The sequence below is a fragment of the Streptomyces sp. NRRL S-495 genome, from assembly GCF_000966955.1.
GTDB lineage: Bacteria > Actinomycetota > Actinomycetes > Streptomycetales > Streptomycetaceae > Kitasatospora > Kitasatospora purpeofusca.
On record NZ_JZWY01001040.1, the window covers coordinates 1 to 6,720 of the forward strand.

The 6,720-nt window shown below is 69.7% G+C and carries 5 protein-coding genes; 1 reads left to right on the forward strand and 4 read right to left on the reverse strand.

Features of this window, described 5'->3' with window-relative positions; translation table 11 throughout:
* Nucleotides 1-54: 54 nt before the first annotated feature.
* A complete protein-coding gene (locus tag VR45_RS38520; RefSeq protein WP_159394523.1) occupies nucleotides 55-1,149 on the forward strand; it encodes an alpha/beta fold hydrolase in 1,095 nt (364 codons plus the stop codon).
* Nucleotides 1,150-1,433: 284 nt separating this feature from the next.
* Here the strand turns inward: VR45_RS38520 and VR45_RS38525 are convergent, their stop codons facing one another.
* The 4 genes from VR45_RS38525 to VR45_RS38540 form a co-directional block, all read right to left on the reverse strand.
* Nucleotides 1,434-2,201 carry an alpha/beta fold hydrolase gene (locus VR45_RS38525; RefSeq protein WP_045944613.1) on the reverse strand — a complete coding sequence of 256 codons (768 nt, stop codon included), beginning with the start codon at nucleotides 2,199-2,201 and terminating at the stop codon, nucleotides 1,434-1,436.
* A 27-nt stretch (nucleotides 2,202-2,228) separates the two neighbouring features.
* Nucleotides 2,229-4,040, reverse strand: coding sequence for a non-ribosomal peptide synthetase (locus VR45_RS38530; protein ID WP_234326587.1), 1,812 nt, complete (start codon nucleotides 4,038-4,040; stop codon nucleotides 2,229-2,231).
* A gap of 92 nt (nucleotides 4,041-4,132) precedes the next feature.
* Nucleotides 4,133-5,182, reverse strand: a complete 1,050-nt coding sequence (locus tag VR45_RS38535) for a TauD/TfdA family dioxygenase (protein WP_353612756.1) — start codon at nucleotides 5,180-5,182, stop codon at nucleotides 4,133-4,135.
* A gap of 177 nt (nucleotides 5,183-5,359) precedes the next feature.
* The gene (locus VR45_RS38540) at nucleotides 5,360-6,298 is read right to left on the reverse strand and encodes a TauD/TfdA family dioxygenase (protein WP_045944616.1); all 939 of its coding nucleotides are present in this window, start codon (nucleotides 6,296-6,298) and stop codon (nucleotides 5,360-5,362) included.
* Nucleotides 6,299-6,720 lie beyond the last annotated feature (422 nt).

The following is a 6,720-nucleotide window of genomic DNA, read 5'->3' on the forward strand; positions in this document are numbered from 1 at the left end:
CCGTCGGCGGTGGTGGTGCTGGAGGACCGTCGGCGGTGGTGGTGCTGGAGGAAGGTGGACCGCAAGGCCCTGCCCGCACCGCAGTATGCCGTGAGTGCGAAGGCTCCCCACGGCGCCGGCTCGATCAGTGCCTTCGAGCAGACCGTGTGCGAGGCGTTCGCGAAGGTGCTGGGGTTGGAGAGCGTCGGACTCGACGACGAGTTCTTCGCCCTGGGCGGGCACTCGCTGCTGGCGGTTTCGCTGGTGGAGGAGCTGCGGTCGCGTGGTTTGTCGGTGTCGGTACGGGACCTGATCACCAACCCGACTGTGGCGGGACTGCTCGGCACGCTGTCCCTGTCGTCGGTCAAGGACGCGCTCGGCGGCATGCTGTCCATCCGGCCGAGCGGCAGCAAGCCGCCGTTCTTCTTCGTGCATCCCGGAAGCGGGTTGAGCTGGTGCTACCTGCCGCTGGCCCGGCACGTCCCGCAGGAGTATCCGCTCTACGGGCTGCAGGCCGACGGGCTCGACGGGACGAGTGAACTCGCACCGCGTGCTGTGGAGATGGCCGCGGCCTACATCGAGCAGATTCGTTCCGTGCAGCCGAGCGGCCCCTACCATCTGGTGGGTTATTCCTTCGGGGGGACGGTGGCGCACGAGATAGCGGTGCAACTCCAGGCCGCAGGTGAGCAGGTGGCCGCGCTGGTCATTCTGGACACCTTCCCGGTGGAGCAGGACGCGGATCCCGCCGCGGTCGGCGAGGCATCCCGCAACGCCGGGGAGGCGGACCGGTCCGACGACCCGGCGGGCTCGTCGACGTCCGACGAGAACGACCTGCTCGCCCGGAAGCTCCGGGATCTCCGGGCGGATGTGGGCCGTGTCCTCGGCGGGGTCTCGGACGAGGAACTGATCCGCATCATGCACGTCTTCGACAACAACACGCAGCTGCAGGTGGAGCACCGGACCGGTCGGTTCGACGGGGATGCCCTGGTGGTGGTCGCGGAGGAGGGCAAGGCGACCGATGCGCCGTGGGTGCAGCGGTGGGAGCCGTACATCTCCGGGGAGATCACCGAGGTGCGCCTTCCCTGCACGCACCACGACGTGGTGCGGCCTCACACGCTGGGCGAGGTGTGGGCCGCCGTCGAGGGGTGGCTGGGCTCGGGCCGGTCGTAGCGGCCTCCTACGGGCACAGCGGTAGGAACGCCGCGAGCGAAGGGGAGGGCCGTCATCCGCACCGCGGGTGGCGGCCCTCCCGTTTCCCCTCGCCGTCCTCACCGGCAGGCGGCCGGTCATGGCCGGCGCGAAGCGGGAGGAGCTGATCCGGTCGCGGCCGGTTCGTCGGCCGGTTCGTCGGACGGCGCGGGCTCGGGATCGGCGGGAACGCCGAAGCGCGGGTGCCGAGGCTGTGATACAGCCTCGGCACCCGCGCTGTTGGTCCGAGAGGTCCCCGGGGGGCGTCAGCGGGAGCTGAACGCCCCGGAGAGGGCCGGGATGTAGGTCGGAATCCGACTCCAGACCTCCGGCGTGTAGAAGTGGCCGCCGGGCAGGACGTCGTGCCGGAAGTCACCGGTCGCGAGGTCCCGCCACTGCTCGCCGGCGTCGGGCTCGATGATCGTGTCCGTCTCCCCGGTCAGGATCTGCAGCGGCACACTGACCTTCGAGCCGGGAACGTAGCGGAAGGTGTCCCGGACCCGGATGTCGGCCCGCATCAGCTCGACCGCGAGTTCCTTCAGGTCCGGGTCGTTGACGACGTGCTCGGGCATCATCCCGTGCATCGTCATCCAGCCGAGCAGCTGCTCGTCGTTGTCCTGCTGGGACGGGGACTCGTTGACGGTGAGTCCGCGGCTGGCCGCGTTGGCGGCGGACACCACGAGCGCCTCGGGCGCCGGGCCGCCGAGCTGCTCGATGCGCACGGTGACGTCGAAGGCCATCCAGCCGCCCATGCTGTGACCGAGGAGCACATAGGGGCCCTCGGCCGCAGCGGAGAGCACGGCCTGGGTCGTGTCGTCGGCGAGGGCGTCCCAGGTCTGGGCGAAGTCCTCCATGAAGCGGCCTTCGCGGCCCGGGTAGCAGATGGCGGCGAGGTCGACGTCCGCCGGGAGCATGCCGCCCCACTGGTGGTACTGCCCGGTGCCGCCGCCGCAGAAGCCGAGGCAGATCAGGGTACGGGCGGCGTTCTCGGTTCGGCGGGATCGGACGACGATGAGGTCCTGGGCGGTAGCCATGGGCGGTAGTCCTTGTGATGTGATGGGTCAGGAGGTCTCAGGTGCTGCGGCGAGCTTGGCCTCGACATACCCGGCCAGTTCGCGCAACTGCGGATGCTGGTAAACCTCTTTGGTCCGCACCGCGAGGCCGAGTTCGCGCTTCAGCCGGCCGATGACGCGCAGTGCGACGAGCGAGTGGCCGCCCAGTGCGAAGAAGTTGTCGTCGGCGCTGATCCGGTCCCGGCCCAGGACCTCCGACCAGACCTCGGCGAGCAGCTTCTCGACCGTTCCCCGGGGCTCGACGAACTGCTCGGCGGGTGCCGCGTGCGGCGCGGGCAGTGCCTCCCAGTCGACCTTGCCGTTGACGGTCAGCGGAACGGCGTCGACCGCCACGAAGACCGAAGGGACCATGAACTCGGGGAGCACCGCAGCGCAGTGGTCGCGCAACTCCGCGCCGGTCGGCGGCTCGTCGGCGACGTAGTAGGCCACCAACTGGTCACCGAGCGCGGGGTCCCGGTAGCCGGTCAGCACGACGGTGGTCACCCGGGGGTGCGAGGAGACCGCGGCCTCGACCTCGCCGAGTTCGATCCGGTAGCCGCGGATCTTGACCTGGCGGTCGACCCGGCCGATGAAGTCCAGCGAACCGTCGGCTCGCAGGCGGACCAGGTCTCCGGTGCGGTACATCCTCTCTCCTTGCCCGCCGCCGGGCGGGAAAGGTCCGTCGCCGTTCGCCGCGAACGGGTCGGCGACGAAGCGCTCGGCGGTCAGGGCCGGCCGGTCGAGGTAGCCCAGGGCCAGGCCCTCGCCTGCCAGGTACAGCGCGCCCGTCCCACCGGGAGCGGTCACCTGCCGGAGGTCGTCGCCGACCACGTACGCCCGGGTGCCCGGCAGCGGGTGGCCGATGTGCGCTTCCCCACCGGTGATCCAGGCACTGGTGGCGTCCACGGTGCACTCGGTCGGACCGTAGAGGTTCACCGCTTCGAGCAGCCCGTTCGCGGTCGCCTCGGATATCTCCTGCCAGGTCCGCTCCGGCACCGGCTCCCCGCCCATGAACAGACGCGGCAGCGGGCCGTCGGCACGGTTGTCCAGCAGGCAGGTCCGCACCAGCTCCCAGAGGGAGGGGGTGAGGTCGAGGTCCTGGATGCCGTACGCGTCGAGCAGGGTCCGGAGCTGGACGGGATCGGTGCGCTGGTCCTCGTCGAGGATGGCGATGGTGTCGCCGCGGCAGATCCGCGCCCACTGCTTCACCGAGGAATCGAAGGAGACACTGGCGTTCCAGCCGACGACCCGCGGCTCTTCGGCGTAGACGCCGGCCCGCTCCAGGGCCGTGACCAGGTCCGCGACGGATCCCCGTCCGACCTGGACACCCTTGGGCCGACCGGTTGAGCCCGAGGTGTAGATCACGTACGCCGGGTCGAGCGAATTGGCGGCCACCGGCTTCGGTTCGGCGGCCTCGGGGTCGCCGGCCACGGAGTCCGGGTCGACGATGTCGAGACCGGATGCTCGTAGGACGTGGCTCGGCGCCCCCAGCAGCACCCGGATGCCGGCGTCCTTGGCCATGAACTCCAGGCGCTCGACCGGGTAGCGGGGGTCCAGCGGGAGGTAGGCCGCACCTGCCCGCCACACCGCGAGCAGCGATACGACCAGCTGGGTGCTGCGCGGCAGGCTGACCCCCACCAGGTCGCCGACGCCGATGCCCCGGGCGGCCAGGGCGCCGGCGAGCTGTGCGGTTCGCCGGTCGAGCTCGGCGAAGGTGAGCTCACCGTCCGTGCCCCGTACGGCGATCCGGTCCGGGGCGCGCTGTGCGCTGGCGCGGAAGCGTGTTACCAGGTCAACCGGCTTCTGGGCGAGGTCAGTCACGAGAACGAGCTCCTTGTGCACAGGAATGGGGCATGGCGCGGCCGTCGGACCGACCTGGTCCGACGGCGCCGGTCGGGTTCAGGCGAACAGGTTCAGGCGAACGCGGGCGCGGGCTCCACGGTCGGCCGGCACTCGGAGAGCTCGACCGGGTCGCCCATGGCCACCACGATCTTCCGGTCGCCGCGGAAGGGATCCCGGCCGTGTGCGGTCAGGATGTTGTCGACCAGCATCACGTCGCCCGGCTGCCAGGTCTCGCGCACCGTGGCCGCGTCGTAGGCCGCCTGGATGGCCCGGAGGTCCTCGTTGCTCAGCGCGGCCCCGTCACCGAACTCGGTGTTGAACGGAAGACCGTCGCGTCCGAACTCGTCGACCAGCGCCTCCCGCAGGTCCTCGTCCAGCGCCCACTCGTTCCAGAAGAGCAGGTGGTTGAACCACACCTCCTCGCCACTCGACGGGTGGGTGATGATGCCGGGACGGATCTGGCTCGTCTTCAGGGTGCCGTCGTCGTACCACTGGTGGCCGATGAGGTTGTCCGTGCAGTAGCGCGCGACCTCGTCCACGTCATCGGTGGCGAACGCGGTCTGCCAGTCGGTGGAAATGTGCTCGGAGTAGCTGCGCGAGAGCCGCCACCCGGCGGTCCGGATCTTCTCGACCACCTGATCGGGGAGCGCGTCGAGGACCTTCCGGCAGTCCGCGACGGGTGTCGCCCCGCCCTGCGACGGTGCGATCAGGCAGCCGAACAACAACCGGCCGGGGAAGGTCAGCGTGTAGCTGTTCTCGTTGTGCATCCGGATCGACTGCGCGGCCGGGAGGTCCGTCGAAGAGAAGACATCGTCGCCGAGCCGGCTGCGGGGAGTGGTCTTCTCCCGGTACGGCGTCCGCTCGCTGATGAGTGCGTCTCGGATCTGCGCGAAGTCCTCGATGGTCGCCATCGGCAGACCGCGCAGATAGATCGCGCCGTATTCCCGCAGAGCCGCGGTCAATTGTGGACGAACATCCTCGAGCCACGCGCGGACCTGGGTCATCCCGGTGAGACCGGCGACCTGGGTTATGGCCGGCTTTCCCTCAACGACATTCCATTTCAGCGTATGTGACATTGAATCAGGTCCTTTCCAGTTCCTTGGACCGGTTGTCGTCCCCATGCTAGGAGGATCGGTTGCGCCACGTTAAGGCGTTCAAGGGGCTGATCGGCAGGCCGTTGCCGCCCACGAGACGGAGAACGTCCCGCCGCCCGAGTGACGCCCCGGTCGCCACCGACCGAACCGGGAGCCCTGGTCCGCCGGCTGCGGACCAGGGCTCCCGCGCTCTGCCCGGTGCTCTCAGCGCGACATGGCGACCAGGACCCGGCGGCTTCCGGCGAACGCCCTGCGCCCGTGTGCGACGGCGAGGTTGTCGATGACCAGGACGTCGCCCTGCTGCCAGTCGACGTCAACGGCCAGCGCCAGTCCCTTCTCGCGGATCTCGAGCACGTACTCGTCGGGGATGGGGGAGCCATCGGCGAAGGTCACCGACTGCGGCAGCTCGTCCGCGGGGACGATGGCCGCGAGCTCGCGCATGGTCTCCTCGCCCAGCGTCGCGGGGTGCCACTGGTCCGCCTGGTTGAACCAGACGTCCTCACCGGTGACCGGGTGCCGGAGCGTCGAGGGCCGGATCTGACGCGTCCGCAGCGCATTGCCGGCGGTCCACTCCCAGCTCACGCCCGCCTCGGCCAGCAGCTTCTCGACCTCCGCCCGGTTGTCCGTCTCGAACGTCGCCTGCCAGCTCTTGCCGAAGCCCCTGCCGCCGTGCAGGTACTGCCGGTAGCAGACACCGCCGCCGAAGTCCGCACGGATCCGTTCGTCGAGCGACGCCAGCCAGGAGGCGCCGTCCAGCAGCGGAGTGGCGCCTCCCGTGGTAGCCGGCTGTACGCAGAAGAAGAGCAGCCGGGAGGGCCAGGCATGGGCGTAGGAAAGCTCGCTGTGCATGGAGATCGCGTACTCGGGCGGGTACTCCGTCGAGGTGTAGACGTTGTCGGAGACCTTGGTCCTGGGCGTGTTGCCGTGCACGTACGCGAGGCGCTCGGGCAGCAGGGCGGGCATCACGTCCGCCAGGCTCGCCTCAGTGATGTCGAAACCCCGGAAGAGCAGGGCCTGATGACGATCCAGCAGTTCACCGACGGCGATCGAGTCGAGGTACTCCATCAGTCCCCGGGCGGTCGCGCCGGCGCCGGTACTCTCGGGCGTGAACCGTTGCGGTGCCCAGCCCTGCTGAACGCTCATGGGGGGATGTCTCCTTGGTGGTCGGGATGTTCGGCGTCGTTCAACCGGCGCGCCAACGCAGTTGAACGCCGGCCGTGGTGAGCGTCAAGGATTGATCAGTCGTGCGGGCCTGCACCATAGTGAGGCGAGGCGGCCTGGTGGAACTGGGGCTCCTGGGCGTCCGGGGCCGGTGCGGGTGGCCTGGCACGGCTTGTCGGTGGAGTCCCGTCCAGGAGCCTGATCGAGGCGATGAAGAAGTAGTGCCCCTCCTGTTGGGCCGGCCTGCTGAGGCAACCCGACAGCAGGGGACCGGCATTGCGGCGGAGTTCTGGCCCCTGCGGCGCGAAGTGCCGTTCGAGCAGGCACTGCTCCATCTCGCTGCTCCATGCGTTCGGATGCCGCGGAGCATGAACGGGCTGTGCATCGTATGCCTGATGAGAGAG

Bases quoted from the DNA above. Each gene is read 5' to 3' on its own strand.
- VR45_RS38540 (WP_045944616.1), bottom strand. From the start codon at position 6,298: ATGAGCGTTCAGCAGGGCTGGGCACCGCAACGGTTCACGCCCGAGAGT.
- VR45_RS38525 (WP_045944613.1), bottom strand. From the start codon at position 2,201: ATGGCTACCGCCCAGGACCTCATCGTCGTCCGATCCCGCCGAACCGAG.
- VR45_RS38535 (WP_353612756.1), bottom strand. From the start codon at position 5,182: ATGGGGACGACAACCGGTCCAAGGAACTGGAAAGGACCTGATTCAATG.